At 61.3% G+C, this 26,079-nt stretch carries 16 protein-coding genes; 5 read left to right on the top strand and 11 right to left on the bottom strand.

The annotated features are described in order from the left end of the window. Nucleotides 1–32 precede the first annotated feature (32 nt). The 6 genes from BRADO_RS35285 to BRADO_RS33225 form a co-directional block, all read right to left on the bottom strand. The gene (locus BRADO_RS35285; protein ID WP_162093047.1) at nt 33–2,546 is read right to left on the bottom strand and encodes a hypothetical protein; all 2,514 of its coding nucleotides are present in this window, start codon (nt 2,544–2,546) and stop codon (nt 33–35) included. Between the two features lie 2,962 nt (nt 2,547–5,508). Continuing rightward, complete coding sequence (locus BRADO_RS03780) at nt 5,509–6,723, bottom strand: serine protease (protein ID WP_011923983.1); 1,215 nt, start codon at nt 6,721–6,723, stop codon at nt 5,509–5,511. 684 nt (nt 6,724–7,407) lie between these two features. After that, nucleotides 7,408–8,640 carry a S8 family serine peptidase gene (locus BRADO_RS03775; RefSeq protein ID WP_011923982.1) on the bottom strand — a complete coding sequence of 411 codons (1,233 nt, stop codon included), beginning with the start codon at nt 8,638–8,640 and terminating at the stop codon, nt 7,408–7,410. 970 nt (nt 8,641–9,610) lie between these two features. Next, nucleotides 9,611–10,519: a DUF4365 domain-containing protein gene (locus BRADO_RS03770; RefSeq protein WP_011923981.1), complete on the bottom strand. Its 909-nt coding sequence runs from the start codon at nt 10,517–10,519 to the stop codon at nt 9,611–9,613. A 163-nt stretch (nt 10,520–10,682) separates the two neighbouring features. Continuing rightward, nucleotides 10,683–11,459, bottom strand: coding sequence for a hypothetical protein (locus BRADO_RS33230; RefSeq protein WP_011923980.1), 777 nt, complete (start codon nt 11,457–11,459; stop codon nt 10,683–10,685). Between the two features lie 60 nt (nt 11,460–11,519). Further along, nucleotides 11,520–11,813 (bottom strand): hypothetical protein, encoded by a 294-nt coding sequence (locus BRADO_RS33225; RefSeq protein ID WP_050780947.1) that lies wholly within the window; start codon nt 11,811–11,813, stop codon nt 11,520–11,522. A gap of 708 nt (nt 11,814–12,521) precedes the next feature. Here BRADO_RS33225 and BRADO_RS03760 point away from each other — a divergent pair. Next, nucleotides 12,522–13,733: a hypothetical protein gene (locus tag BRADO_RS03760; RefSeq protein WP_011923977.1), complete on the top strand. Its 1,212-nt coding sequence runs from the start codon at nt 12,522–12,524 to the stop codon at nt 13,731–13,733. 259 nt (nt 13,734–13,992) lie between these two features. Here BRADO_RS03760 and BRADO_RS03755 read toward each other — a convergent pair whose 3' ends face one another. The 4 genes from BRADO_RS03755 to BRADO_RS03740 all read right to left on the bottom strand — a co-directional run bounded on the left by BRADO_RS03755 (nt 13,993) and on the right by BRADO_RS03740 (nt 18,044). Then, the gene (locus BRADO_RS03755; RefSeq protein WP_011923976.1) at nt 13,993–15,411 is read right to left on the bottom strand and encodes a hypothetical protein; all 1,419 of its coding nucleotides are present in this window, start codon (nt 15,409–15,411) and stop codon (nt 13,993–13,995) included. Further along, nucleotides 15,408–17,150: an SIR2 family protein gene (locus BRADO_RS03750; RefSeq protein WP_011923975.1), complete on the bottom strand. Its 1,743-nt coding sequence runs from the start codon at nt 17,148–17,150 to the stop codon at nt 15,408–15,410. The genes BRADO_RS03755 and BRADO_RS03750 overlap by 4 nt, the downstream gene beginning before the upstream one ends. A 308-nt stretch (nt 17,151–17,458) precedes the next feature. Further along, nucleotides 17,459–17,716, bottom strand: coding sequence for a conjugal transfer protein TraD (locus BRADO_RS03745; RefSeq protein ID WP_041756070.1), 258 nt, complete (start codon nt 17,714–17,716; stop codon nt 17,459–17,461). A gap of 1 nt (nt 17,717) precedes the next feature. Next, nucleotides 17,718–18,044: a conjugal transfer protein TraD gene (locus tag BRADO_RS03740; RefSeq protein WP_011923973.1), complete on the bottom strand. Its 327-nt coding sequence runs from the start codon at nt 18,042–18,044 to the stop codon at nt 17,718–17,720. A 170-nt stretch (nt 18,045–18,214) separates the two neighbouring features. Here BRADO_RS03740 and traA point away from each other — a divergent pair, with 170 nt between their 5' ends. Both traA and BRADO_RS33675 read left to right on the top strand, forming a co-directional pair. Continuing rightward, on the top strand, nt 18,215–21,226 hold the full coding sequence (gene traA, locus BRADO_RS03735) for a Ti-type conjugative transfer relaxase TraA (protein WP_011923972.1): 3,012 nt from the start codon (nt 18,215–18,217) through the stop codon (nt 21,224–21,226). 129 nt (nt 21,227–21,355) lie between these two features. Further along, nucleotides 21,356–21,568, top strand: coding sequence for an AlpA family transcriptional regulator (locus BRADO_RS33675; protein WP_041756069.1), 213 nt, complete (start codon nt 21,356–21,358; stop codon nt 21,566–21,568). 239 nt (nt 21,569–21,807) lie between these two features. Here BRADO_RS33675 and BRADO_RS35280 read toward each other — a convergent pair whose 3' ends face one another. Further along, complete coding sequence (locus BRADO_RS35280) at nt 21,808–22,281, bottom strand: hypothetical protein (protein ID WP_162093045.1); 474 nt, start codon at nt 22,279–22,281, stop codon at nt 21,808–21,810. A 782-nt stretch (nt 22,282–23,063) separates the two neighbouring features. Here BRADO_RS35280 and BRADO_RS03720 point away from each other — a divergent pair. Both BRADO_RS03720 and BRADO_RS03715 read left to right on the top strand, forming a co-directional pair. Continuing rightward, entirely contained in the window at nt 23,064–23,876 is an 813-nt protein-coding gene (locus BRADO_RS03720; RefSeq protein WP_041756068.1) for a hypothetical protein, read from the top strand. A gap of 21 nt (nt 23,877–23,897) precedes the next feature. Further along, nucleotides 23,898–26,000 carry a hypothetical protein gene (locus BRADO_RS03715; RefSeq protein ID WP_011923968.1) on the top strand — a complete coding sequence of 701 codons (2,103 nt, stop codon included), beginning with the start codon at nt 23,898–23,900 and terminating at the stop codon, nt 25,998–26,000. The last annotated feature ends 79 nt before the right edge of the window (nt 26,001–26,079 follow it).

Raw genomic sequence — 26,079 nt, 5'->3', positions numbered from 1 at the left:
ATGACTAGCAAAGTATCCAGTCCAGTCCGCAATCAAAGGCTCGTATTTCTCGGCGGCGTGACATCCTGCATCGGCGACGCCTGCGGCTCCGCCTCGGGCGGCCGCGTGCCGCGCGACAGTTCGAGCAGGTGCCGTGGACCGCGAAGGATATGCTTGTTGATGTCGGCGAGCTGCGCCTTCACCTTACCCAGCTCATCCTCATGCTGTTCGAGACGGCGGAAATCATCGTCATCTTCGCGCGGATTAGCCTCAATCAAGCGCTGCAGCACGTCGAGCCTCGATCGCAAATACTTGCGGTCGTTCTCTTCGTCGGACGGGGCCTGCATCTCCTCCATCACACGATGTACTACAGAAATCTGCGCGATCTGCTCCTTCACCGGCAACGCATTGTAATCCCGCGTCGCGCTGGCGACCTCCGAATGGCCGACGCTGATCGATTTGATTCCAACAGTGACGCCGTGATGAAATCGCACGCGGCCATCGATGAAGTCCTCGATTTGCCGTTGCACGAGCAGGCTGGTCGGATCGCGCGACGACAGGGAGCTCAGCTCATCGCTCGGCCGCCCGTTGAGGATCTCGAATGTCCAGTCGTTCAGATCTTTGACCAATCGGTCGCGCGACAATGGGATTTCGCCGCGCTGGATCAGGTTGGCGATCTGATCGGGATCGACGCTTCCGATATAATAGTTCAAGGTGGCATCCACCGCGTGGTGCGGGCCCGCCGATTGGCCGGGCTCGACCTTGACGATCACCTGGACATCGCCGATCTGCTGAATGTGCCGGATGATCGTGGCAACGCGGCTGTCGACCCGTCGCGGGCTGACGTGACAGCTCTTGACCGAGAACTCGGCTTTCAATTCCTCGGTGATGGCCCAAACCAGCTGGTTGCGCACATAGTTTTTCTCGCCGTCATCGACAATGGCGACGTCGACCGGCACCTCCCAGCGTTCATATTTCGAGAAATAAGTGGCCGGCTCGATCTGCGACATCACGCGCGAGGCGGCGCGTACCGCCGCTTCGCCAATCGCGGCGCGGATCGCCAGATTGGCGCCATCACTGGGGTCGTTGGGGCGCGTCAGGCGCTGGGCCTGGATCAACTGCTCGAGCCGCGCCAGCGTGGTCAGTTCGACGACCAGGTCGATCTCGAATTCGGCCGGCACCAGGTCGTTTTTGGTCTTGTACTCCCGCCGCTCGACCTGAACCGTCGTCGGCTTCAACCAGATCTTTTCCGGAATGGCGGCGCTGGCGACGAAAGTCTCGACCTCGTGGCCGATCGAATGGGCACGATCCTTCAGCCGCCGATGCACAGCCTCATGCACCTCACGCTCGGCTTCGGCGGTCAGGTCGATGAAATCGCGGCCATGCATGGCCAGTTCCAGCGCCGGAGAGATCTCTTCCTTGATCCAGTCCTTCCGGTTCAGTTTTCGTGCATGATAGATGCCGGCGCCGTCAGTCGTCATCCGGACCTTGGCTTCGACGTGGAACGGGATCGGCCGCGCGAGCCTGCCGGTCCAGTTGACGTCGGCGACGATCAGTTCCTCGGCCGGGACCGGCGGGACGATCGGATCGATCACAAGCGATTTCACCGCATAGGCATAGCGGCCGAGCTCCTCCGCCAGGGCGCTGCTCAACTGCCGCTTCATCTCGTCCGGCTGATACCAGTAGGTGTACAGCGAAATGCGGTCACGAAACGCCTTGCTGACGACGGCGCGCACCAGCGCTTGGCGCTCCTGCTCCGATTGCGGCAGCGGCTCGTTCGAGCGCGACTGAGCCCGCGACAGCACCACCGTGACCGTGATCGGGAAGCTCGCATGGCGGGCGTCCGTCGAAACCACCGGGATCGCCTCGGCCCGAATGGTCACATCAAAATCGATGATCGATCGTTGCATCTGGAAGATCAACTCGGCGTCCAGGTGCAGCTTGCTCGCGATCACACGGGCGACTTCTGCCTGCCAGATCGCCCGGTTGATGGCGATGCGCTCGATCGCCGATTCCGGGCCTTGCCGCGTCGATTCTTCGAGCAGCGAGCCGAGATAGTTGCGAACGGTCTTGAACAACACTTGTGCCGGACCGAGTTCCCGGTCGTGGAACGCCTCGGCGATCCGGCTTGCATAGTCCTTCGACGCCTTCACCCGGATCCGGAAGGCGAGATCCGAGCGTTCGTTGGTCGGAAACACCGCGATCGCCGCGCTTGCGTTGTCGATCCACAACCATTCATCTGGGGTGATCTCGTACAGGACCACTTCATTAAGGATCCGGTTGATCGTGTAGTCCAGCAACCCGGACTCCGGCAACGCTTGGCCGGTTCTCTGGTTGACGGCTACGACTATCCTGCCCGGCTTCGCGAGCGCGCGCCGCTCGATCTTGCGGAGGATCGGCTCAAGTTCGTCGCTCATCTCTATCACTCCTCCGCCGTCTACACTGCAATCAGCGATCTGGTGGCATGATCGTCGAAGAACGCCTGCAATCCGTGCAGGCGGTCGGCTTTCAGGCGATACAATTCCGCGCTCTTGGGCGCCCGGAGGGACTCGGCGCGGGCCGCGCACTTGACCGCGGCGGCAGCAAGCGTGGCGCAGCCGTCGCGATAGATCGCCGATCTCCGGGGAGCCGCGTCAACGATCCGACCGAGCAGGACGCGGAAGCACCGGTCTGCTTCCGACCCCGGCTGAAACGGCTGCAGGCCGAAGGCCGTGAAGCGCCAATGCGCTAGCATGGCCGGCCAGAACAGGCCGTAGAGCGGCAGCCACCGTCGATTGAAGCGGTTGGCCGGCGACGCCTGTGCGCGGACCACCCGTTCGGCCGCGGCTTGGAAATCCGTCTCCGGACCCAGCTTCAGCGCGCTGGTCAGCACCGCTAGCAGTTCACCCATCAGCCGACCCGAACTGGACTGCAGGGTTGCGCATTCGGCTTCGGCGGCGCCCGCCATGATCACCCAGACGCAATCGGCTATCCGGTTGATGACATTCTGGTGCAGGAACGGCCCATCCTGGATGGCGTCGAACGCCGCCAGCGCGGCGAGCCAATCAGCCGGCTCCTGGTTGAAGAAGCCACTGGCAACGCGGCCGATCAGCGCCTCATCCGACTTTTCGGAACTACCCAGGACGTCGCTCTCGGCATTCGGATCGACGATACCGGCAGGCCGCGCAAACAGCCGGCAGACGAGGCGGAGATGCGTCATCCGCTCGTAGGGCATGATGCGCCAGCGCACGTCGCCATTGATGGCCGTATCCCAGACATACACCGCGACGGCACGGATACGGTCGTCCGCCGCCTTGCCGGCCCGCACGGGATCGAAGGCGATCAGCCAGTTCTTGTGCGGCGCGTTCGCCCACGCCAGCGCCGCGCCCAGCCGCTCACGGACCGACGCGATGACCTCGCCGAGCTCCGCATTGTTGGCTCGCGCGACCTCGCGCTGCAACAGCTTGCCGAGCTCGAGCACATCGATGTCCTGGCCGACGGCGAGCATATAGGACAGCATCGACACGTAGGTTTCGGTCGATAGCATGGTTTCCAGATTGCGCAGCATGCTCGCGACGATCGGCCGCCTACGTTCCGACGCGGCGCTGCTCGCGGCGCGCATGCACAGGATGTGGTGGGTCAAACGTCGAACCGATGCCTCGCGCAGCTGCGCGACCAGCTTCTCGTAACGGTGCTGGAGATTCCGGTCCGTAACCTCCGGATCGAGCTCTTCGAGCGCACGCAGGCTGCGCTCCAGTTCGGCATCGGGCTCCCCGATGGCCTCGAGCGACTGCGCCAACTGGCGGTGCCGCCGGATATCGGCGAGCAGCTTGAGAACATCCTCGGGATCGCGCCCCGGAAACAATTTGGCGACGATATCGATTGGCGTCCCCAGATCGCTGATGCCGTGCTGCGCGTCGATCAAGGCCGATGCCAGCACCTCATCGTTGAAGCCATCATCACAAGCATCGCGAATGGCGCAGGCGACACGGACCAGGAGCAGGGATTGCGCCTCCGACAGGATGAGCAGCAGACGCCGGTCGCGCATGCGCTGAAGCAGGCTGTGAACCAGTCCCGGATGCTCCCGGGTGATTTCACGCTTGAGATCGATGATCTTCCATTTGCCACCGATCTGGATCGACTGTCCGTCGACGACACGGATCTGCAATCTCGACAGCGCGCTGTCACGCTCGGCATCGAAGACGACAGCCCATCCCGGCAGCGGTGCCCGCTCGCGGTTCATGCGCTCGGCATCCGCGGAATCGCGAATGACTGCCTCCTGCACGGCAGGCGGAAGCCGCAACATCTCCGCGGGACCGCCCGGCAGCAGGGCGCGACAGAGGGCATAGTATTCATCGACCCGCGCGCCCCCGGCGAAGGCCGCGACGACCAGCATCACCTGCATGACCGGATCGATCGATCCGCCGGATTCCGAGTTGCCGAGAGACCGCGCGAGCTCCTTGCGGGCGCTTCGAAAGCTCGCGTCAGAGATCTCGCCTTCGGCCTGCTCCATCACCTTAGTAATGGCTGCGAGCGCGGCCGTCTGTTCGCTGCAATTGCTGTCGCGGACCAGCTGCTGCAGCTCGAAGCTCAGCACCATCTCGCGGTTGTCGTCGTCGCTGCCGTCCCATTTTCCAGCGCGGCGCAGTGGGTCGCTGATCCTGGCTGCGAGCGTATTGAATGAAAGTGACTGCTCGCGGCAGAATTCCGACAGCCACAAATCAGTCCACGGCAGCAGGCGGATGCGTGGATTGAGCTCGAGCAGGGTGGTGGTATCGATGCGCCGGTCGATCGCCAGCACGAGCAAGAAGTGAAACCGCTTCTCCTTCAGCCGCGCCTCGAATTCATCCATCTTGTCGTCGTAGGCCCGGTCTATCAGACGCGCCAAATCGCCGGCCTTCTCCGAATATGGCATCCAGTCGAGAAATACGGCTTCGCCCATCTGATCACGCGCGGCGTCGATGAAGGCGGACAGGATATGCGAAAAGCTGCTGCGCTTGAGCGCAGGCCATCCGCCCTGGTCGCTCCGGATGAAAAGGCGACCCGGCAACTGGGAAGGCAACAACTCGGCCGGCAGGCCGCGGTCGGACCGCACGCCCAGGATCGTGACCGGCTCGTCTTCGTCCCTGGCAATGATCTCCTCGAGCCTCGCTCTTAGAAAGTCGAAACGATCGAGCCGCTCGTTTGGTCGCGGGCGGCGCTGGCGATCGGCCGTCAATTGAGCGGCGCGATAGATCAACGGTTCACGGTTGACCGGCTGGTCCGCATCAAGCGAAGCCCTGCCGCCCTCGGCGACCTTGTCGGCCTTCAATTCGCCGGACGTCGGCTCCATGCCCGGAGGCGGGCCGTCACCCGCCCGTCCGCCGGAGGCCGGCGTCCCGGCCGGCGGCGCAGAACCGGTCGGCGATTTGACCTCTGGCTTGTCCGGCGCGGAGTGATCGGGGCTGGCGCCGCCGCGTGTGGGCGCAGACGTCGGCGCGGCAACGGCGTCGCCCGTCGTCGCGGGCGCACCCGACGGCACCTCGGGACCGCCGCTTTGCGGGATCTCGGTCATAGCCCCTCCGCGTCGAAGGCCGGCCGAAAGCAGGGCTCGATGGCATCGACCTCGGCGTCTGGAATGATCTGCATTCCCGCGATGTCGGCCGCAGCCTCGATCGCACAGCCATTGCCGTTGCGGTCGCGTGCCCACTCGTAGATCCCTGCTGGAGGCACCTGCATCCTGAGTTCATTGGGCTTGAAGTCGGCCAACGTCAGCGGCCGCCCTTGCGGCGCCTTGGCTGCCGGCATTGATGCTCCCCAAGCAAACGCCAACTCTTCCGGCGTCGGCAGCCGGAGCTTCACGCCCAACGCACCGCCTAACACTTGGATTGCAGTGTCCGCCTGCTCGATCCTGCCCGCCCATGCCGCAAGGCGGCGATGACCCGGTAGCATCCGTGCCGGCGTTTGCAGCCTCATCTCGCTGGCAGCAAGGGCACGCCGACACACGAAGGAGATCGACTCGCAGCTACGATCGACCTTCGGCGCGATCGCGGCGAATTCAAGCTTGAGCGGGTAATCCTTCGCCTCCAACTCGAGAGTTGGGACGATGCCTTCCGCCGTCAGCCGCGCTTCATACTCGCCGGCGGGCCACGCTGGATTCTTGAAATCGAGCTCGCTCTTCAGGAAGCCGAGCACCGCCTTCGACGGGATGATGCCGCCCATGCGCGACAGCTCACCTCCAAGGTGCGCAATTCCGACGAGCACCAGCCGGCCGGCCCGGATCGCGAAGACTCCCCCGCCGCTGGCCCCCTCCCGTGCTCCATAGTCATATTTGACCTCGGTGGGCGTATCGCCGCACCAGGCGCCGTCCGTCCGGAGCTCGATCGGTTGCTGCAGGGCTTCGAGCCGCTCTCCGCCACGCTGCACGCCGACGACACGCGCCACGCCGAGATAGCTCTCCTCGAACAAAGGCGGCGATACGATGCCGAACCGGGCCCGGTCGAGGCGCATCAGAGCGAGATCCAGCGAGCTGTGCTGCGCGACCACGATGCCGCCGGCTTCGAAGCTTCCAGACCGGACGACGGCGCGACGTTGAATGACGTTAGCCAGCGGCCCTCGCGATGCGTAGAAGTTCTCGCCTTCCTCGCCGAACACGTGGGCGCAGGTGATGACATGGAGCGCGTCGACCTGAACGCCCGAGCCGTTACTGGTCTCTCTTTGGATATGCACGAGAAACGCCGGAAGCCGCTGCTTCCAGATATTGAACAGATCAACATCGACGCCCATGCCGCGTCCTCATTATGAAATAGCTTTACAACTCTAAATACGTCTCGAAGAACGACATCTTGAACAGCAAGCGCCTCCGTCGAAACGCGCGATCGTTGCTGGCTCAGCCGGTAAAATCAATCGGACGATCGTCTCGCCATGGCAAGCGCGCGCCCCTCATACGTCCTGTCCATCGCCCGGCTTCTAAAGCTCGTCTTCTCCGCAAACTCGCCTTTCACTACCGCTCAATTCAGACGGTGTGGACAAAAGTCGGCGACCGCTCCGCGCGGTATGGAAGCCATGCGCCGTATCAATGCTCTATATCAGAGATACTGATGATCTCGCGATGTCGCCTGATGCATCGAACAACTCCGCAAACAATAAAGCTCCCCACGTGCCTTCCTTTGATGCGGCCGGACAACTGCACCGCATTCACGGCCTGCATGATCGGAGCAGGTGGCGTAACAATCATGACAGCCATCGGCTGAACAATCAACACTCTCAGCTTTAACGAGCGCCAGATTTGCGCTTGAACCAACCAGCATCGATGCATGACTACTCGCCGATCGAGCCTCGCTGGACAAATCCCGACCTCTGCCAAGCTATCAGCAATCCTCCGCTCTTGGCACGGCAGCGTGCATTGCTCGTGGGAAGGTGCCTAAGTCAGCACTCTCCAAGCCCGCGGCCTCATCACAGTGGTTGCACCTATGGGCCTGGCGGCGCCTGGATCAGCCCGGATCCCCGCTCGGCGTCTGCGACTGTCGGTGAGAACCCCGTCACTCGCGCGCTTGCGGTCAGCCTCGCCTTCAGCTCAGCCGGACCGGACCTCGGATTGCGCCTCGCTAGCCATTCGGACCACAACACCGCTGCGCCTGACACATGCGGCGCCGCCATGCTGGTACCTTGCGAAACGGCAAGCCCTCCTCCGACTCTTGCGGATACGATACCAACCCCCGGCGCCCACAGCTTCGCGTTAGCATTGGAGAATGATGCGACCTCAAATCCATTCGTGCTCTTTTCGACCGCCCCAACCGAGACCACACCCTCAGCCGCTGCCGGCAGGCTGACATCAACAATACACGGCGGCGTCTCGCGTCGTTGGCTCTCATTCCCGGCCGCGGCCACCACGACTGCACCAGTCCGCAACACGATACCGCTGGCGTTGAGCGTCTGGATTATACTATCGAACAACCGTACCGTATCCCGGTAATGCGACAGCGCCATCGAAAATGCTTGTGCGCGCGGATTGCCCTTGGCCTTGAGATCCTCAAAGAGAGCGTTGAAGTCGAAACCAAGCGACATCGAGATCACCCGCGCGCCATTGTCGAGCGCCCATTGCGTCGCCCGCGCAAAGATCGCGGTATCGCCTCGCCCCTCATCGTTCAGAACCTTTCCGATCAGCGCCTTGCGGACACCGCGAGCAATGCCAATCCGGACACCGTCAACATCACGACCGAAGATAGTCCCAGCGCAATGCGTGCCGTGACCATTCGCGTCGCCGTCGTTCGATGAATTCGAAAAGTTTTCCCTGCGCAAATCGACGCCCTTGAACGCCGCATGGCTTGCGTCGATGCCCGTATCCAAAATCGCCACGGTCGTCGCCGCACCATCATCCAACGCCGCAGTCGGCGCGACCTCGTGCACACCCCAGGATATTCCGGCAGCACGGGCCGCATCTAATGTCTTCTCATCAGAGTCTTCGCTGGCGATCAAAGGACGGATGAGTGAGAGCGGCACCGCCGGTGCCAACAAAACTTCGGGATCGCGCCGCAGGTCGCCGGCATCGCGCTCATCAAGTTCGGCGACCGTCAGGCGAGATGGTGGCCGAGCAGACTGCGCCTTATTGCTGATAGCATGCGCGTCAACCAACTCGTTCGATCGCGAGCTGATCTCTCCCAATGGAATACGGCGTAGAATGATATATTCCGACTTGGCCATCGTCGGCTACCTCGGTATTTCTATGTTGGGTATCGTTCTAGCTAGGCACCAGAATCATCAACAGCAAAATTAATGTCTCAATGAGAGAGCCGCGACAGTGGTACTGTCTGCTCTGCAGACGCTATTGCGACGATAATCTATTTCAGATTGCATACATATTGCAACCATCGTTGTTACAGACTGTAACAAAGCACTCTCGAGGACTGATGCGAAGCGGCAAACGACTGCGGCCGCCGTCGCCCAAACGACGCGACCGGACTCGGGTTGGTATAGGCGTTGCGTGTCCGCTTGGAAGGACTCGACTCCGCGTTCTTTAGATGTTCTCATTGCGACATGACCAACCGCCCAGCCAGCTGGCGTATGCCGACACGGAAACGAGCTGAGCAGGTGGTCCGCCACGTCGGCAGGAAGGTCCCCGGCTCCAACCGGCGAACGCGGTGGCCTTCCAGCTACTCCACGCTTGGGAACACGATCGGAGAGGATCGTAGCAGCCGCAGACATGCGATCATAGAAGAGCAAAAGCGGAGGAGAAACAATCCATGTTGAGATCGGAGCTGAGAAACGCGGGGCTCTGTGTGAAACGAAACTCCAAGGCGCGACCGGGCGCCTGGGCATCAGCAGCTCTCTGGGCCGCGCTCGTGATCGGTCTCGGACCAGCCGGCGCCTTCGAACTGCTTGGATATGACTGGAGCTTTCAAAGGCATTTCAGAGCTCGACATTCATTTGTTGATGAACCATTCGCTTCCCGGCGTGAACGCGGGGTACCTCACGCGCGATCGCTTGCTGCGGGATCACTTGCGTCAACAGCAACAAAGAATATCAGAGTTACTTGTCCAAAACCTCGAAATAGCGCGAGATATTAGGCTAGTGCAACGGCTCGGAAGCGCGAAGGCTGAGGAAAATAGACCAACTTAGTCATTCTAAAGACCGAGTCCGCTTGAGGGATCTTTCTTTTGCTCGTGCGACTTCGCTATTTTTCGTCATCGAGCTCTGCGGAGTCCTCCACCAAGGACCGGTAGTATTCTTCCGTCTCCTCATCGAGAAAATCAGCATCCACATCCACTTCAGGCTCAATCACTTCGACACCGCGCTCGTAATAGTCTTCCAGGGTCAGAATGGCTTTACCGATGTCACTGAGGACTACGTTGACCTTGTGCTCCTCGACCTCTTCAGCGCCCGAACGCTCCGGCTCGTCATCGACGTAATCGTAGCATAGCCACGGCCAAACCTCGGCCATGTACTCTGCCATGCTGTGGGTAGGAACCCATTGCGAGACAATGTAGTCAGGCTCACCGCCATAAATTTTTTCGGAATCGAAATAGATCTTGCAGTCCCTGAAGCCCAAGCTTTTGTTGACCCATTCCTCGACCACAAAATAGATCTCGGGTCTGCCAGCGAATTCACCGATCATCGGCAGGTCCAGCGTGAGCCTAAGCTTACGGAACGCCGACGCGTCTGATACACCCTTCTCCAGACGTTCCGCTGCTGCTGCGTTCAAGACGTGGTCGGGAGGAATCTCGATCGACCATCTTCCCGCTCTATGAAATCGGATGTGACCTTCATCCACACGTTGCCAAAGCGTCAGTCCCGTTTCGGGGTGATGGAGAATTATAACTACCGGCAACGAGTGGCCACGCCAATATCGAAGGTGCCGTTCCTCTCCGTAGTAGACATAGTTTTCACTACGCTTGCGGAAGAATGATTTTCCGCTCTTGATCTGCAGCGCCAAGAGACGGCCAGTCGGCTTATCCTCGGTGGCAGTCTCGACCTGGGCATCAATTCCCCAATCCACGATGGTCTGCTCGCGGAATATCCAGCCTAGCTCCTTCGTGAATATCTGGCTTACGGCATTGACGCCTTCTCGTTCGGTCAGCTTCATCGATCCCCCATTCGCTACCCCCTGTTTGGTGGAAACCCGAACAGTCCCTGCGGGCGTGGGGAACCAGTCTGGTCAAAAATCTTCTCAAACAGCTTGATGAGGAAGGCGTCTTGAGACTTCAGAGAAGCATCGGGCAGCGTAGCCTCGTGCTTCACTTCATTGTTCAGAACCTACCATGACTACCGACTGGTTGACCGCTGATCACCAACGTGCGGTCCTTCAGCCCGGTGACGCCGGCAATAACGCGCACAGGGAACTTCACTTTCACGACGCTCGTCATAAACTCAAGGACGTGGAAGATCGTTTCGGCGAAAGCTCTCTCGCAAGTCTCGGTTAGATACCACCGGATCTGCCCTCGCTCGCCTTGGCGCATGATATCGGCGTTGATACCCCAGACCTCCCCCGTGGGGAAGTATTGCAGGATCGCGTCCAAGTTCTGAGTGTTGCCGGCTGGCTCAAAAGTGGCAACGCCCAGCTCATTCGACATCACCATAGCACCACAGCGTGCCAGCCAGAATGTACCAAACTTGCCGATACTGTTGACGAGCGTCTTCTCGGATAAAAGCCTGGGCAGCGGCTCCGTTGGCATTAAACGCAGGAACAGGACTTCCCGGAACGGCATAAACATGTCGCTCTGCATCTGCCGCGAGTATCCTAACTTTCGACCGACGCTGAAGAAGAACTTGCCTGGCTCCTGTACCGGGATGGGCTCATACGGCTCAAAGGCAGGAGCAGTAATCGCTGGCGCTTTCAAGAAACCTTTCAATGCGGTTACGAACTGATCCTTCAGGATCTTCTTCTGGTCTAGGATCTCTGCTTTTGTCGCGCCCTCGACGAGCCGATACGTCACGGGCCAACGTTTGTGCTTGATGTCGAACGGCAAACATTCTGGGCCACCGAATGCCAGATTGAGTACGGCGATCACGTTCTTGTCGCTCAAGCTATGGAGAGCGAAACCGAGTTCGATCGCAACGTTGGGATTTATCAGAGGCAGCCCAGGCTACTCACCTTGCGGCGTCTGGATAGCTGGTCCCGCTCCCACGGGTGTCACGTCCCCAACGAAGACGGTTGCCGCCGCAATCTCATCCAAAATCGTATCCGCGACGCTGGGCATCCCCGTTACGTCTTTGGTGTCGTGGTCCAGGTGGAGGTCCGCCCGACGCGCCTCATCCGGTGGCTCATCGACATCAGGCGTCTCCTTCAGCTCCTGGATTGCTTCATCCAGTGCGTCACGGATCACAAACCTGGCGATGCGGCCAGGCAAGTCGGACTGCCACGCCCAGAAGACTTTCATCGCTTACCCTCGACCCCATGGGAAGGCAGGGAGCCACCCTTGGCTCTGAAGCCAAGTTATAGCACCAGCAGCCCCAGCCAAAGCGATTCCGGTCCACAAGAAGGATCGAGGACGCGCCGCTTTGATCGACGCCCAATACAGAATGGAGCCGATAATCAGGCCCCAGTTCTTTCTGAAGTCGCCATTCCGTTTGGCGATCTCGACCAGATCCGAATCGGACACCTCGGCCTCCTGTCATGTCCAGCGCCTGCCTGGACCTTGGTGGCCCAGCCGTTTCAAGCAACGCACCCTATGTTCAACCGGGCGCCGTCAACCGCAACGCACCGTCGAGGCTACGGCCTATCTCCGGCCGTCAACAGCAACAACGCACCACGACTTGCCTTCAGGATAAGGCCGGACAGTTGGTTTATCGCTTACAAACCCCTAATTTCTAAATTCTCCAGCGAAGTCCGTAGCTTGGGCCTGCAAAGCCCATTTCCGACAGAGGGAATCAATCACTGTTTTGCCCGACGGGAAGAGCAATTTTCGGCTTTCTGCATTGCAAATTTTCATCATTTCAAATTCGGAAAAGCAAAAGCCCCCCCCCCCTTTGGCATATTTGGGCGGGTTTGGCTGGATAAGACTAACTAGCGGCTGAACACGCTTTTTGCCCCACCTACCCTGTCCTTCTCCCCCGCCGCGCTACCTTGATTCGGATGAGGCCGCTCTATGCCGGACTACCTGTTTTCGAGCCACAGCCTGATGGACTACGTTTACAAAAAGGGTAGGGACGCCGCTAACTCCGTGGCCGGGATGGACCCAGAAGATATCCTTCAGAAGCCCGCCGACGACCTTGCCGATATCGTCGAGGCGCATCATCGGGTCGATATCCCTGTCCTCCGGAGAGATCAGGAGATTCTTAGCGAACCTCGCGAAGTTATGCAGCAGGTCAACGACTATGGGCGCAACATCAGCGTCCATGCGATGGAGATTTCCCTGACAGTGCCCTTCGACGGCGACGGCATGTTCTTTCAGTATCAGCCAAGTACCTCCACATCGATGCCGCCCATCGCGCAAGTGCTCCCTGGAAGAAGGTTGATACTAACCGTCAGCGGCCGAACCCTCGACGGCCCTCAGGTTCGCAGCAATTTTGAGCAGACGTTGTCTGAGATCGAGCGCTATCTCAGTTGGCAACGCGAGCAGGCCAAACCGCACAACGAAAGCCTTCGAGAGAACGCTCTCCGGGAAATCGAAGCTCGAAGGAAGAGGCTTCTCGATGCAAGGAGCATGGCAGCTTCGATCGGGCTGAATATGAAGCCCGTGCTCCCCGTTCCAACCAGCCACAAGGCACCGCAGATCCAGCGCAAGTCCGCGCCGGCCTCACTATCACCCAGCAACAGGAAGGCCTTCGTTTCCGAGCCCGAGCTGATCGAAGACGATTACCAGCACATCCTCACCATCATCAAGTCTATGGCAAAGGTAATGGAGCGCAGCCCCGATGCTTTCGTGAACCTGGACGAAGAGAGCCTGCGTCAGCACTTCCTAGTGCCGCTCAATGGCCATTACCGTGGCGAGGGGACAGCGGAGGCCTTCAACAGCGCGGGTAAAACCGACATACTGATCCGAGTAGAAGATCGCAACGTCTTCATCGCGGAATGCAAGTTCTGGGGCGGCACAAAGGTGTGCCACGACGCCATCGACCAGCTCCTCGGTTATCTAACATGGAGAGACACGAAAGCTTGCCTTATGATGTTCAGCAGGTTGAAGGACTTCACCTATATGCTGGGGGAGCTATGGAAGAGCGTTGAGAGCCACCCGAACTTCATGAAAGAAGACCGAAATGAAGGCGAAACGCGGCGCCGATATATCTTCCGGAGCAAGAATGATCCGGACAGGTCGCTAGTCCTCACCTCGCTCGCATTCAACATTCCTAAGGCTTGAAGACGGCCACACCACGTCCCTCACTTGGAAGAACGCCCAGGCACAGGTCAGATGGCCAGGGTCGTATCCCCAGTGATGGTGTAGCTCGGTAGAGCAAAGCCTGCCGAACGGGCATTGCGGTGGTTACCAGCAGTTCTCGGGTAAAATCGGGTTGCGACACGCGAGCGAGGCTGCGTCTTCCTGTCGGCAGAGGTCGATGATCGTCGGCTTCGTAACTTTTCCGGTACATATTTTGAAAGCCGACCAGCTTTCGCAACGGCTACATGAAGAAGCGGAATTGGTAGGGAGCGGAGCCTAGTCCGTCCATTCGTTTGACGACGCGCGCGAGCGTTTTGGCGTAAGCCATCGTCACCGGCAGCATGTCGTATAGCGCGTCGTTATTCCAATCCATCTTCGCGAGCGCAAGAGCCGAGCGGGCGGTTTCGTCCCACGGCCCTTGGCCTGCATGACGGACAAGTCGGATCGGACGAGGCGTGCTTCGGCTGCCTTGATAATACGAGCGATCCGCGACACCCTTCACGTCGCCGTGCATCCAGAGCAGACACTCGCGGTCGCCGAGTGGGATCAGGGTGCCGCGGTCGACCGGATAGCCGGTCGGCTTGCCTCTGCCGCTTTGCTGGTCGCGATCGATGCGGACTCCCCGCCAGCCGATGTCCTCCACCACCTGCACGAGGTCGACCGCTTCGCACAGATGCAGCGCTTCCATGCAGCCGTCGATCTCGTCCTTTTTGAACTCCGTCGTCTTGTGTACCGTCACTCTCCTAGGAGAGCGGCCTGAGTGCCGTCGTCTGTACAGATCCAGCGATCGTCCCATTACGCGGAACATCTCCGTCCGGGACATGAATGGATTGTCCCGTTGTACATCGATTTCGTGGGCGTCGTACGCAACGAACTCAAGACCGGCTCCTTCCGCGTCGAACACTTGGCTGCAGCAAGTGACAAAGCGCGGCCGGTCTGATTCGGTCGGACGCAGGGCGTAGGACAGGCCGATGTAGGCGGCCTCCGGGTCCGAATCTGCGAGTTTCCAGGGAACGCCGCCCGCCTTCGCGTAGATTGCAAGGCCGATCCGCCACATGACGCTCGCACGGTCCGGATAGGCAAGCGCGCGGTCTTCGCGCACGAGCTGGATCGGAATGCGTCGCGCCGCAGTGGCGGCCTTCAAGTGGTCATGAAGATCGAAGTCGTCGCCTTCCGCTCCCGAGAACCCGGCCGCCCAGCTTAGTGGAATATAGATGAAGACAATGTCGAACGCGTCGCGGCGGGCTTCCAGTGATTGGATCGCGCGAAGCAAGCGTTCCGCCAGCAGGACATGGGGCGCGGCCGAGTCCTTCATCTCGCCCTCTAGACGGTCGTCCAGCTCGATATGGCAATCCTTGACCGCCCCCCGCATCTCGACATTGAACACTTTGCGGAAACCGGGCCAGGGAGGCAGGTAGTCCTTGCGCTCGGTCGGCCTGTACTGGGACGCCAGTTCCTTCATGAAGCCGTAGAGCCGGTTTCCCTGCCGCGCGGGAGCGATCGTTGCGATCCGGATGGGATCGGGAACGAGACCGGACGAATAAGGCCCGAACCGCAGCAGCCCGCGCAGAGGGTGGAGATGCACGTCCGAAGCACGGTCGGGGTGAAAGGCGAGCCTGGCTTCGGGAAAGAACAGGTGAGGTGATATCTCGCTCGTCATGGGCGGGCTCTCCCCGAGAACGCGGTGACATTCCCCAGCTTGAAGACCGCATCCACGCCTGCGCTGATCCCGAGCGCCGGAAGGTCGCGCTGCGAGGACGCCAACAGCGTAGACCAGAACTCGAGCAGGACATTGAGCGCCGGATTGTAGCGTCTCACACTCCGTTCGCGCGCGAAATCGCTGGCGGCGGCCCGGTTCGCCTGCGTAAGGCCTTCGAACACGGTGCGCGGCTCAAACAAGAGCCAAAGTCGCTCGTCCGCCCAATCAAGCCTGATCCCCAGGCCTTCCTGCCATCTCAGTCCGGGTTGCTTCGGCACCATCCCGCCGAGACTTCCGGTCAGCTTCCTAAGCGGCAACCATCTTTCGTCGTCTACGGAGGCCGGAGCCAACAGGTCGGCACTTCTGCGACGGGCAGCGGTCATCGGGTGTTCGCGCGTGAGAGCTCGGGTCAACGCTTCGCGGAGGAGCCCGCGCTCGTGGCTGTCGTAGCGCAGCCGACGAGCTTCGATTGGATGCAGGTCGAAGCTCTCGATCTCGTATGCGGAGAGGACAGCTCTGACGTCGGCGTCGGCACCGAAGGCCAGCACGCCTGCTTTCGAACGGGTGCCGATGACGGGCAAGCCCGACGCTTCGATCGTCGACTTGACCTCCGCCACGCCGCCGGCGTCGCAGACGACGCGGCGGCATAGGGTCGGCGTCTCGATCAGTTCGAGCGCGTTGAGTCGAACGACTGGATAGCCCCGGTTCCCGGTCGGGCGCGGGGCGGGAGACCAAACCCTTCGCTCGGATGCGATCTCGTCCAATACCGTCGTGTCCAGGCCCGGCAGGAGCCGCATGAGATCGCGCAACGTCTCGTCGAAATTCTCGATCGGCACGAGACCGCTGTCGATCTCCTTGCGAGCGGCCGCAGCGAGAAGCCGCTGGACGCGCGGCAACGGCGGGTCCTCGCCGCGATGGAGCCAGAAGAGGCCGGCGGGAAAACAGGCGTCGCGTTCGAGCGCCGCTTCGAGGGTGTCCATAACGGACGCGTCTCGACCGCTGTAGCCGGTCGCGACCAGGCCCCACCGGCAGCAGCTATCGATCAGCAGCGCTCTAAGTTTCGCGTCCTGTTCGCGGAGTTCGTCCCCAGTGTTCTTGAGCCGGCGTGATCGGAAGTCGCCGTGAAGCTTGACCTCGACGGGCCAACGTCCCTCATCGATAGCGTCTCGCCCGAGACTGCCAGTCTCGATCGCCACCGTGGTCAACTGACCGGTCCCGCCGTACACCTTCGCGCAGCCGTCTGCGACCAGGGGGTCGAAATTGGTCGTCCAGACCAGTTGGCAACGCGCACCTTTCATCAGCGTAGCCAATGCAACGTGCCCGTAGGAAGGCTTTGCGCCGCTGATCTTCGAGGCAATGTATGTCCGGCGGTCCGCCTCACTTGGATAGACCGATTCGAAGAGCGCCGCATATTCATCGGGCGAACCGGGGGCGGGTAGACTGCCGATACCGTCAATAAACGATTGCAGTTCGCGTCGAACGGCCGGATTCGCAAGGTCGGCGACCTGTTTTGGGGAGACGCGGCGCTGGCTGACGTAGAGCTGCTGCTTGAACTCCCAGATCATGTCCCACGCCGTCGGAATGCCGGCAGCCGCCGAAGCGCCGGCTCCGAGCAGCCACATCAGATTTCCGCCGCGCTGGGAGAAGCGACGCGCGAAATCGTCCGTAGCCACGGTGGGATAGGTCGAATCGTTTATCACGCGAATATCCTAGCTTCGTGAGCTCGGGGATGCGACTCGATCTCACCCTTAGGTTGGGGTTGTCGTCATAATCCTCGGAGGCGGCTCTCAGGGGGGATTCCGCAGCAGTCGGGCAGCATTCGGAACGGTAACAACCGGTCAAGGCCGCGGCCGCGAAACGTGGGCAGCGGCGCGCGCGTCGGCAGGGCGGAAGCAGCCCCGCCTACTTTTCTGGGAGGGCACAGCTTGTCAGTGGCTTCACTACACGCTGAGCCCGGTCTTACAAATGCCCGCTCGATACCTCCAACGTTGCGCTTGAAGCTAAATTGTCATTGTGACGCATCACGATCTGTCAGTACGTGCGTCGCCAGATCTGCCTCGAACGCTTGCTTTCCCTTTGCAGTCCATAGCATTCGTGCCCTTTCGCCCTGATTGCTTTGGAGCTTGTCGGCCATCCAGAGCAGCGCGCCGAGGATCGTGGCACGGTCGTCGCCGGTTAAATCGACGATTCCGGCTTTGGCGACGAGGCCACCGAGTTCTATGAGGTGCCGGGTGCGCTTGCGGCGCTCGACTTGCCACGTGCGCATGTCATGTCGCGCCCTTGCGGCCTGATGCCGGTTGCGCGCCGCTTGGTTGCGTAGGAGCGCCCTCCGTGTTGCGACCAATTGCTGGCGCATTTCGCCGCACCCGGCTTTGAAAGAACGCGGCCCCGCGCTTGGCCCATGCCTCCCTCTTCCCGGCCTCCTTCGTCTCTGCCAGCACGATCAGCGCGCCGGTAAGTTCTTCAGCAGTGAGTGTGTCGGCTCCGGTCGCGATCACCAGCTCGCCAAGCTGGCGCACCTTGCGAGTTTTCAGCCCGCGCGCCTTGTCTTCGAGTGCCTTGAGATCTGCATCAAAGTCTCGTGGTTTGCGCATCATCTTCTCCATGGGTGTTGATGGGGAATGATAGCTTGGCACCCCTCACAGTGCTGTAAGATCGTCAGGACGAGCTGAGACGGGATAGTCCCTCCCGAGATTTTTTCGAGGGAGGGCGCGCTTATACGTCGTGCCGACGTGCGCTTCGCCGTGTAGATGATCCGGCCGCGATGGCGATCTATCATCTTCACGTCAAGGTCATTGGCCGCAAGTCTGGGTCCAGCTCGGTGGCGTCGGCCGCCTACCGTTCGGGCTCGCAGCTGCGCGACGAGCGCTTGGACCGCAGCCATGACTTTTCTGCCAAGCGCGGCGTCGTCCATTCCGAGGTGATGCTGCCTGAGAACACGCCGGAGGCATGGAGCGATCGCGAACGGCTCTGGAACGATGTCGAAGCGACCGAAATCCGCAAAGACGCCCAGCTGGCCCGGGAGGTCGAATTCGCCCTTCCGCGCGAGATGAGTGAGGCGCAAGGGATCGAGCTCGCCCAGGACTTTGTTCGCGCCGAGTTTGTCGGTCTGGGCATGATCGCTGACCTCAATGTGCATTGGGACAAGGCCGAGGACGGCATGCCCAAACCGCATGCCCATGTCATGCTTACCATGCGCGCGGTGGACGAGAACGGTTTTGGCCAGAAGGTGCGGGACTGGAACCGCACGGAGATGGTCGAGCGCTGGCGCCAACGCTGGGCGGAGATCGCCAATGAGCGCCTGGCTGAACTCGATATCGATGCGCGGATCGACCATCGCAGCCTGGAAGCGCAGGGCATCGCACTGGAGCCGCAAAGCCAGATCGGCGCACCCGCCAAACGCATTGAGGACCGCGGCGTCGACGGCGAAGGCAGCGAAGCCGATCGCGCCGAGCTGCACCGCGAGATCGCACGCCGCAATGGCGCGCAGATCATCGCCGATCCCACTATTGGACTGGACGCCATCACCCAGCAGCAATCGACCTTCACCCGTCGCGACCTGGCAAAGTTTGCGCACCGGCACAGCGACCGGATCGACCAGTTCAACCAGGTCCTAGGCGCGATGCGGGGAGCGCCGGATCTGGTCGAACTTGGCAAGGACGCCCGCGGCGAGCATCGGTTCACCACCCGCGGAATGATCGAGGCGGAGCAGCGCCTGCACCGCGCCGCTGAACTGATGGCGGACCGGGCGCGCCATGAGGTGCGCGACGCGGACGGCCAAGCCGCTTTGGCACGCGCGCAAGCGCGCGGCCTGGTGCTTTCTGGGGATCAAGCCGAGGCGCTGGCACATATCACGGACGGACGCGATCTCGGCGTCGTGGTCGGCCATGCAGGGACCGGAAAGAGCGCAATGTTGGGCGTGGCGCGGGAGGCCTGGGAAGCGGCAGGCTTCGAGGTTCGGGGCGTGGCGCTGTCCGGCATTGCCGCTGAAAACCTTGAGAGCGGATCGGGCATCGCGTCACGCACGATTGCCAGCCTGGAGCATGGCTGGGAACAAGGCCGTGATCTGCTCAAATCGAGCGATGTGCTGGTGATCGACGAGGCCGGCATGGTCGGCACGCGCCAACTCGAGCGCGTGCTGTCCCATGCTGCCGATGCAGGCGCGAAGGTGGTGCTGGTCGGCGATCCGCAGCAATTGCAAGCTATCGAAGCTGGTGCGGCGTTCCGGTCGATTCATGAGCGGCACGGCGGCGTCGAGATCGGTGAGGTGCGCCGTCAGCGGGAGGACTGGCAACGCGACGCCACGCGCGATCTGGCAACCGGTAGAGGGGGCCATGCGCTTGAGGCCTACCGCTCCCACGGCATGGTGCATGAGGCCGAGACTCGCGAGCAAGCGCGCGGCGATCTCATCGAGCGCTGGGACCGCGACCGGCAGGCGGCGCCCGACAAGAGCGGGATCATCCTTACCCACACCAACGACGAAGTCCGCGCTCTCAACGAAGCAGCGCGCGAGCGGATGCGGGCCGCAGGCGATCTAGGTGATGACGTCCGCGTAACGGTCGAGCGCGGCGCGAGACATTTTGCCAGCGGGGATCGCGTCATGTTCCTGCAAAACGAGCGCGGCCTTGGCGTCAAGAACGGCACGCTCGGGATCGTCGAGCAGGTCAGCGCGCAATCCATGACCGTGCAGACCGACGATGGCCGATCCGTGCAGTTCGACCTGAAAGACTACAACAAGATCGACCACGGCTATGCCGCGACCATCCACAAGGCGCAGGGCATGACGGTCGACCGCGCCCATGTGCTGGCGACGCAGGGAATGGACGCCCACAGCAGCTATGTCGCCCTGTCGAGGCACCGCGACGGCGTGGATCTGCATTATGGCCTCGATGACTTTGCGGGTCGGGACGTTCTGGTCCGCACCCTGTCGCGTGACCGGTCCAAGGACATGGCCTCGGACTACGATCGGGCCGATCCGATCCAGAGCTATGCCGAGCGGCGCGGGATCACCTTCCGCGAGCGCGTGGCCGAAATCGTGCGCAAGGTCGTGCCTGACAAGGTACGCAACATGTTCGACAGGCTGCGCTCTCCTTCAGATGTGAACGGCCCGGATGGCGGACCGAGGCCCGAGCGGGAAGCGCCGGAAAGGGAAAGGAGCGGTACGGAGGCCTGGCGGCACGACACGGAAGCGCCGGAAAGGAAGCTGGCGGAAGAGGCGGAAAAGGAATTGCGGCACGTGCGGACCCGCGCGCTCGTGCGCCACGCCCGGGCTGTGGATGCCATCTTCACGGCGCAGGAGATGGGCGGCGAGGCCAGTCCCGAGCAGGTGAAAGAACTGCAAAAGGCCCGCCGGGCCTTCGAGGAGGTGCGGCCCCATGGCTCGCTCGATGCCGAAGCCGCCTACAAGAAGAACCCGGAGCTTGCCCGCGAGGCGGCTGGCAGCCGGGTAAACCGCGCCATCCGCGCGCTCCAGCTCGAGACCGAACTGCGCATCGCCCTTAGCCGCCGCGCCGACCGCTTCGTGGAGGACTGGCAGAGGCTCGACCAGGGCAGCCTGCGCCAGTATCAGGCGGGCGATTTCTCCGGCTACAGGGCCACACGCTCGGCGATGGGCGATATGGCAAGAAGCCTCGAACGCGATCCGCAACTGGAATCGCTCCTCGACAATCGCAAGCGGGAGCTCGGCATCGCGTTCGAATCAGGCCGCCGGCTCGGCCTCGAACTCGCCTTCTCCCACGGCATCGACCTCGGTAGAGGCCGCGGCATCGGAATCTGATCCATCCTAATTTCCGCCGGCTCTACGCCTCAGTGCGCCCGACGCGAAAACTTCCTTGCGCGCTCGCAACCGCCCGTCCTGTCTGGTCTCAGCAGCCGTCAGAAACAGCCAGCAGGAGGCAGCGCGGCCATGCGCGAACCAGACCGTATCATCCGCTTGAAAACCGTCCTCGCCAGAACCGGGCTGTCCCGGTCCACCATCTACCGCAAAATCGCCGAGCGGACGTTCCCGGCTCAACTCAAGATCAGCGCAAATGGGACGGGTTGGCATGAATCAGACATCAACTGTTGGATCGCAGATCCCGTCAGGTGGCGGCCGAGACCTCAGCGCGATGAGGTCTAATACGGCTGCTCACGGCACCACGTGCACGTCGAGCACATCAAGGTTTCGCGTCTAAACAAGACCGTTACGATGGGCGGGAGCTGTGGCGACCGACTTACCAGATCCGCGCCCGAAATTTTGGCGACGGCGGGCCGTCGAATTGATCGCATTATCCTGGTCCGCCAAACCACGCCGCAAAGACAGCGGTCACACTGAGTGGCAAAATCGGACTCGGTTTTTCCCTCTCCGAGGAACCAGTGTCACGCTTCGACACCGAGCGGTCGCACCTGCGCTGCAAGCAGCCCGTAGAGGTCCGTCGCTGCATCGGTTTGTCCAAGTCGAAAGGCGCAGACGTCTAATGTCATCGCTCCCACGTCTACCATCAGGTAAAGACCCAGGGCTCTGTTGGGGCGCGGTTTCGCGCGCTGGTGACACCCTATGTGCAATCGGGCTACGTGCTCTATCGCGTCACGATTTCCTCCGTTGGAGGATCGGTCGGGGCCGCGATAAATATCGGCAACCAGGTGCGGATGCTCCGGGCGCAGGTACGCGCGCCGCTTCGCGATGGCCAAGGCTTGGCTCGTTGCGTCTTCCAGGAAGCTATGCAGGACAAGGTGGGTACGGCGGGCGATGGCGTTGCCGACCCGGATGGCTTTGCATACGCCTGCGCAAGCTCCTGCGCCTATATCTGGACGAGCGGTTTCAGCCGTGAAGGCGATGTCATCGGCCTTCACATGTTTCGCTTTGCGGAGGGAAAGGCCGAAAGGATGTCACCGCAAGAGTTGCGCCGGCAGACGGAGGCGGGGATCCGCCAATTGGACGGCTACCTTGCCGCCATGGGGATGCCCCCGGCGTTGCGTGCCCATTCATGGACAATGATCTGTACGATCTCACAAAAGAGGAAGCCGCTCTCATGCTGCGCAACACGGCATTCCGGCCGGTCTATGAGGCAAGCTGCCGCGGCGATGAGAATACGTCACGACAGGGCGGAGCCGGGACGGCGCGCTCGAACGATCCAACGCGATCAGCCTGCTACCAAGAAACGCTGACAACGATGATGCGCCTTGGCACAGCTCCCTATCTTGGTCGTCTGGACAGTTAGCGCGTAGGTGAACCCTGCGCTTCGGCCCCGACGCGGCAGCGCCCCTTCGATAACACCGCCCAGTCAACGCGGATGCGGCCAGAGATTCCTCGGACCCGTTTGGCATGCCAACCGCAGGACAACGGGCGAGGATCGTTACCCCAAGGGCGGAGACGCCTTCTGGCGGCTCCGTTCCGCCACGCTTGCGGCGGGATAGAGCCGTGCCGACGAGGTCCGCCGAGGAGGCCGCCCCCAATGTTTCTGGATTCCTGACGTTCGCATGCTGGAGACGCCGGCCAGCGTCAGCGAAGGAGGATGACCCTGGGAGAAGGTGCTGGCGGCGGACCGCCCAGAGCGCACTAGAGGTTGTCTGTGACAGGACTTTCGTGCGAGCATTTCGCTGGGCACCGCGCTGGGCCGAACGCATCAAGAGCCATGTCAGACGATTTGAAACGGATCGAAGAGTATACGGCGGCCTTCGAGAAGGCGGCTGTCGCCATCGGCTTTCTTTTGCTGCTGCTTGTCCTTTGGGTGCGGGCGCCACATTTTCAGATGAACCCGGCCGCCGGCGCCGGCTTCAGCGGCGTTGTTGGTTTCAATGTCGGGCATGCGGTCGTGTTCGGCCCGATTGCTGTATTCTTGTCGCTTTGCCTCTATCTGGGCATGCTTGGTCGGCGCGAGCAACTGCGAGAGCTGTTCCTTGCCGATGTCCAGGCCGGTGCTTACGAAGACGATAAGCTTTCAAGCGGGGACTTGCTCGTTCTGAACAAGTACCATCGCCCGACAGCGCTTTGGTCGATAGCAAGTCTAGCCGATCAGCTCATCCGGACGCTCTGGTTCTTCGTTCTGCCCTTGGCAGCCTCCGCGATCTTCATCCGCCGGTACCTCGACTTCGTGCCGGCCCCCGATGTTGTGCCGTCGGCCGAGACCTCGGCGTGGTCGCTTCTCACGCGGCTAAATCTCCATTTCTTTTCGGGCAGCCTTTGGGAAATTCGACCGGCCCTACACGATCATTATCTGGACGCAAACTCGGTTGTCAGTGGTCAAATGCCATACATCTACTCGCCGCTGCAGAGCTGGTTCTACGTCGTCCTCTTTGTCGCGAGCCTTGTCCTCGCAGGGCGATCCTGGGCACTGTACTTCCGTGCGGCCAAGCCGAGTGCGGGCGCAGTGCCGGGTGATGCAAAGCAAGACCCGCCAGCGACAGACAATGAAGAAAAGGCCCTGAACTCGCACGACATGCCTTAACCAAATGGATGGTGAACGGTCATGAATACGTGGTCCCGTCTGGCGATGTTGGCAGCACTCTTTCTTGCCGGTCCTGATGCCGTCGCTGAGACGAGCAGCCCCCTACTTACAGGTGGCATCGCCGTCCGCGAGAGGCTTGCTTCGTATTGGCAATCGCTCGATCTTACGGCGCAAACTCTCTCGGCAGGGTCCGTTCCGGACGCTTGGGACGCTGGTTTTTTCCTGGACATGGCCTCGCTCAACGCATTGCTGAGCCAGGCCGCGGGGTTGACTATTCGACACAACGATACGGGTGTTCTCGCGGGAGCGACCGTGCAAGTGACGGCCGTTCGCCTGATCCCCAAAGCAGGCGCACTCGATGCGGAACTCGAACTCGTGGCCGCAAAGTCCGGCCTCTCGATTCCGCTAAAGGCTGCGGCAAGCATTACGTTTCAGGGCATTGCGAAACCGGCTCCCGACCGCGACCCTGTTCTGACATTGCGGATCGAGCCGACGGAATTTTTCCCAAATGTTGGGCACGGTGTGTTCGGGGCGGTAGAGCGCAGCTTCTTCACGACACTCATTCCCGACCTCGCGGTTGCGCTCGCAAACCCGCACACACTCGAACTTCACCTGCAATTACCTGACCGAGTGGACATCCCGTTAGGCCTGCAGAAGCAGCAGACGGTTTCTGTAAACGGCGGCAGTGGGAGTGTGTCGTTCAAGGCAACCATGATGGAGGGCTCGATCGTCCAGCGCATCGCCTATGAAGGCCCCATCTTCAGCGAGAAGGGAATCTGGTTGCTCGGACGGCTCAGCGATCGTGGCACGCGGCCGGTAACGCCGAGAAAGCCCCCAACTGACCGGGCCGAGCTACAGAGAAAGGTTGCAGCCCTTGAAGCGGCCGTCTCCACGCAGTTGGCATCAAGCCTCAGCACCGCTTCGGAACTCTACATTGGGAAGTCCTTGCTTCTTTCCCTGGCGGAGAAGCTCCGGACGCTGGACGCTAGCAAACGCCGCGTATCATTTGTAACGACGGGTCAAAGTGGTTATCTCGCCGGTCACCGTCAAAGCATGGGCGTGCTCGGGAATGTCGGGGTCCAGGCGGTCCTGTTGGATAACGATAGTGGGACGGGTCAGGTTGACTTCGATTTCGGCCAAGCATCGTGGAGCAACGGCACGTTCAAGCTACCCATCGCCGCCGCGATGAAAGCCGCGGTCAAGGTCCAGCTCAACATCGATGTGATCGCCAGCGGTGTTGTCCGCACGTCTGTTGGCATGGTGGGTGCGGGAAACGCTTCGATGACGGCTACGGCAAAGCCACTCGTGGTCACATCCGGTCCGCAGCGGATCGCGGCGCTAGGCTTTCCCGGCACGTGCTCGCTCGTTCGTGCCGATATCAAGACCGACGGGGTTCTTAAAACCGACTTTGGATGGACGAAGGTACCATCGGTCGGCGGCCGGATATCCTCGCCGATCGGTCCGTTACCGACCGTGCTGGTGCTCGATCCCCGGCCACATTTTACGAAGCTCCCCACGCAAACCGTTGGCGCTTGGTCGGTCGTGCCGAAGTATCCGGCGGTGATCACGATGCTGACGCCGAAAGAGTTCAGCGCGACGAGTGAGGGCTTCAATTTGCAGGTTGAGCTCGCCGCAGCTCCCGTGGAAGTGCGCCAAGGGGCTGCGAACCAGGAGGAAGAACTGAAGGCCGCCGAAGCACGCACGAAAGCGCAAGCAGACGCGGTCGTGGCGGCATCGACGGAGGCTCTGAAGAAGGCCCCGGAGGCTGGCGCTTGTCCGGGAAACTCGGAATTCGCGTTGCTGTTGGGCGACTTGGAATTTGGTCCGAACAACGAGCTGGTCCGCGTGCTCGTGCTGCTCGGCAAATTGCCGAAAGAGGCGCTTGAGACCGTTAAGCGCCTTCCAGGCGAGGTGGCGCCGGAGAAAATCAAGGGTTGGATCGAGAATCCAGCCGATTCAGTCCGGCGCGGCGAAGTCGGCAGGCAAGTGGATCGGCTCCAAAAAGAGACATCGCCGGAGAAGGTTAAGGAGTGGACCGAGAAGCCCGTGGACTCATTCAAGCGCAGTACGCCGGGCCAGATCATCACAGATCCCATTGGAGCAGCCGGGCGACTGTTTCATTGACAAAGATGCGCACTCCAACGCGGCAGTATCTGCCAAGGGAGCCCCAGGGTCGTGCGCTTCCCAGGTCCCGATTCAGGAG

Source organism: Bradyrhizobium sp. ORS 278 (assembly GCF_000026145.1).
Lineage (GTDB): Bacteria > Pseudomonadota > Alphaproteobacteria > Rhizobiales > Xanthobacteraceae > Bradyrhizobium.
This window is presented reverse-complemented; position numbering and strand designations above follow the sequence as displayed.

Bases quoted from the DNA above. Each gene is read 5' to 3' on its own strand.
- BRADO_RS03780 (WP_011923983.1), bottom strand. From the start codon at position 6,723: ATGGGCGTCGATGTTGATCTGTTCAATATCTGGAAGCAGCGGCTTCCG.
- BRADO_RS03775 (WP_011923982.1), bottom strand. From the start codon at position 8,640: ATGGCCAAGTCGGAATATATCATTCTACGCCGTATTCCATTGGGAGAG.
- BRADO_RS33675 (WP_041756069.1), top strand. From the start codon at position 21,356: ATGCGCGAACCAGACCGTATCATCCGCTTGAAAACCGTCCTCGCCAGA.
- BRADO_RS03715 (WP_011923968.1), top strand. From the start codon at position 23,898: ATGAATACGTGGTCCCGTCTGGCGATGTTGGCAGCACTCTTTCTTGCC.
- BRADO_RS03745 (WP_041756070.1), bottom strand. From the start codon at position 17,716: ATGCGCACGTGGCAAGTCGAGCGCCGCAAGCGCACCCGGCACCTCATA.
- BRADO_RS03760 (WP_011923977.1), top strand. From the start codon at position 12,522: ATGCCGGACTACCTGTTTTCGAGCCACAGCCTGATGGACTACGTTTAC.
- BRADO_RS03740 (WP_011923973.1), bottom strand. From the start codon at position 18,044: ATGCGCAAACCACGAGACTTTGATGCAGATCTCAAGGCACTCGAAGAC.
- BRADO_RS33225 (WP_050780947.1), bottom strand. From the start codon at position 11,813: ATGAAAGTCTTCTGGGCGTGGCAGTCCGACTTGCCTGGCCGCATCGCC.
- BRADO_RS03755 (WP_011923976.1), bottom strand. From the start codon at position 15,411: ATGACGAGCGAGATATCACCTCACCTGTTCTTTCCCGAAGCCAGGCTC.
- traA (WP_011923972.1), top strand. From the start codon at position 18,215: ATGGCGATCTATCATCTTCACGTCAAGGTCATTGGCCGCAAGTCTGGG.
- BRADO_RS03720 (WP_041756068.1), top strand. From the start codon at position 23,064: ATGTCAGACGATTTGAAACGGATCGAAGAGTATACGGCGGCCTTCGAG.
- BRADO_RS03770 (WP_011923981.1), bottom strand. From the start codon at position 10,519: ATGAAGCTGACCGAACGAGAAGGCGTCAATGCCGTAAGCCAGATATTC.